The sequence below is a fragment of the Caldisphaera sp. genome (assembly GCF_023256325.1).
Classification (GTDB): Archaea; Thermoproteota; Thermoprotei_A; order Sulfolobales; family Acidilobaceae; genus Caldisphaera.
The window spans coordinates 275-3187 of record NZ_JAGDXI010000028.1 but is presented as its reverse complement, the minus strand read 5'-3'; the positions used below and the strand labels follow the sequence as shown (position 1 = coordinate 3187).

1 protein-coding gene and 2 rRNA genes (1 of these 3 running past the window's edge) are annotated in these 2913 nt (G+C 56.9%); all 3 read right to left on the bottom strand.

What is annotated here, in order from left to right; genetic code table 11:
- A 23S ribosomal RNA gene (locus Q0C16_RS04010) occupies positions 1–1343 on the bottom strand; it reaches 2046 nt to the left of the window's first position.
- 54 nt (positions 1344–1397) lie between these two features.
- Positions 1398–2539, bottom strand: a 16S ribosomal RNA gene (locus Q0C16_RS04005).
- The 16S and 23S rRNA genes sit together here, the layout of an rRNA operon.
- A partial coding sequence (locus tag Q0C16_RS04000; RefSeq protein WP_292319752.1) for an LAGLIDADG family homing endonuclease occupies positions 2526–2913 on the bottom strand: 388 nt, incomplete at its 5' end. The genes Q0C16_RS04000 and Q0C16_RS04005, both read right to left, overlap by 14 nt.

The window sequence follows — 2913 nt, the reverse complement described above, 5'->3', positions numbered from 1 at the left end:
CCCCCTACCGCTCATGGATCCAATGATCCATGGCCCGGGGTCTCGGCGGCGGGCTTGAGTCCCTAGACATCTTCGGGGCCCCCCGCCTCAGCGGGTAAGGTGTTACCCACTTCTTAGCCGATGGCTGCTTCTAGGCCCACGGCCCCGCTGTCTTGGGCGGGGGACACCCTTCTAGGTTGACACTTAGCCCGCACTTAGGGGCCTTAACCTCGGTCTGGGTTGTTTCCCTCTCGGCCCTCAGGCTTACCCCGAGGAACCCGCCTCTCCCCTTCTTCGGAGCCCACAGGTTCGGAGTTTGACCGGGGACCGGGGCCTTTCGGCCCCTGCATCCCCGATCAGTGCTCTACCCCGTGGGCCTCCTCCAGGGAGGCCGGGCTGGGACCCGCTTCGGGGGGAACCAGCTATCACCGGGCTTGATTGGTCTTTTGCCCCTAGCCCCAGGTCATGGGAACGAATTGCACATCAGAACCCTTTCGGGCCTCCACGGGGCTTTCGCCCCGCTTCACCCTGCCCAGGGCTAGATCGCCCGGTTTCGGGTCTCCCGCCCGTGACTACGGGCCCATTAAGACCCAGCCCCTCACGGGGTCACCCCCGCTACGGGCTTTTCGGTTTCCCTAAGCCTTCGGGGTTTAACCCCTTAAGCTCGCCACGGGCGGGAACTCCCCGGCCCGTGTTTCTAGACGGAAGGGGCGACCTTGGACCTTCCTCCTCGTACTCCCGGGTTCACCCCGGTTTCCTTCGGAGGAAGGCATCCTTTCAGGCCGCCCCTCCTTTAGCCGCCCGGTTTCAGGCTCTTTTCACTCCCCTTTCGGGGTTCTTTTCAGCGTTCCCTCACGGTACTAGTGCACTATCGGTCTCAGGACGTACTTAGCCTTAGAGACCAGTGGCCCCCGGCTTCCCACGCCAAAACCAAGGCGTGGTACTCTGGGACACCGGGACTCCGCCAGGCGGCCTTTAGCCTACGGGGCTATCACCCTCTACGGCGGGGCTTTCCAGCCCACTTCGGCTAGGTCGCCCCGGCGATACCCGGGCCCTCAACCCCACATCTCCCCACGGTTATCCCGCAGGGATTTGGTTTGGGCTAACCCCCTTTCGGTCGCCCCTACTCAGGGGGTCCCTGTTGGTTTCCCTTCCTCCCCCTACTAAGATGTTTCCGTTCGGGGGGTTCCCGCTCCGAGAAAACCCCGGAGCACCTAGGCCTATTCGGCCCAGGTAGGAAGCCCCATTCAGGGATCCCGGGTTCAAGGGCTGCCTGCGCCTACCCCGGGCTTATCGCAGCTTGCCACGCCCTTCCTCGGCGCCTGAGCCGAGCCATCCACCGAGCGGCTTGCTGGTGCGGATGGTGGTTTAGTCAGAGTAGGTGCCAACCCAACTCCCTTTGAACACCCCATCCCCAGAGGAGGTGATCCGGCCGCAGGTTCCCCTACGGCCACCTTGTTACGACTTCGCCCCCCTCGGGAGCCCCCAACTCGTCCTCCCCTCCCCAGGGATTACCCTGGAGAAAAGAGGCCTCGTTGGGGGCTCCCTCGGGTGGCGCGACGGGCGGTGTGTGCAAGGGGCAGGGACGTATTCACCGCGCGTTGGTGACACGCGGTTACTAGGGATTCCACGTTCACGAGGGCGAGTTGCAGCCCTCGATTCCTACTGGGGCGGGGTTTACGGGATTGCCTCCCCCTTTCGGGGTCGGATCCCGCTGTCCCCGCCATTGCAGCTCGCGTGCAGCCCCGGGGTTTCGGGGCATACTGACCTGCCGTGGCCCCCTCCTTCCTCCGGCTTACGCCGGCAGTCCTCCCTGTGTGCCCCCCACCCCGAAGGGTAGGGTAGCAACAGGGAGCGGGGGTCGCGCTCGTTGCCAGACTCTCAGCCCCAGATAGGGAGTTAAATATGCGTATAAAAACTGAGGGTAAAATTTATGGGATTTAGAGCATCGCATGGGAATCGGCTCAAGAACCTTATTAATATTCCCCTTACCATATATTATCACCCTATACCCTTGATTCCTACCCATCTGGCATCCACCGTAAAACCTTATCTCCGTAACTAGGCCTATACACCCATTGACTTTGCTTACTAACCCCCTATCTGGGTTAACTGGACACCTCACGGCACGAGCTCGCCCACGCCATGGTTCCCAATTCCCTTTAGCATCCAAAATTCCCTTAATATATGGAGCACTTTAACATCATGGGAACCATGGGCGTGCCTGGCGACGGCCCTATGCGGAGGCTCCCCCACTGAATATGCTTTCAATCACTATTATAGTGTACATTAAATAAAATACAATATATTAGAATATTACTCACCTAGTGGGGGATTGCCCCCTATGCACCTCCTCTCAGCTCGTCCGGCAAGGTCGTTAGCCTGGCCTTCATCCTGCTGTCGCCCCGGGTGAGGTTTCCGGCGTTGACTCCAATTAAGCCGCAAGCTTCACCCCTTGTGGTGCCCCCCCGCCAATTCCTTTAAGTATGCTGGGCGGCGGGCCGTGCCACCTAATTTCTTGGTAAAAACTAGATCAAGGAATAATGCTAAAAATGAGAATCTTGGGATAAAAAGGATAACAACCTTCTCTGCTTGGTTGGATACCTAAATCCGACATTTTTGATATATATTAACACATCAGCTTTCCTATAAGTTTGAACCCTATAACATCGCATAGAATATCTTATGTATGGCTTCTCTATCCCTATATCTTTAAGCGTTCTTACAACAAGCCTTATTATTTCCTCATCTTTATTCGCAAAATTTATTCTAATGATTTTTCGGGGCTTCCAAAACTCTACATAGCCTTCAGCATCATATAGTCCCTGAACAAATGCAATTCTATCAAATTCTACATGAGGTATCGGTGTTCCAATCCCTCTTACAAGATCTGCAAATGCCTTGCTATTTACCCAAAGCCTATATCTATTTTCC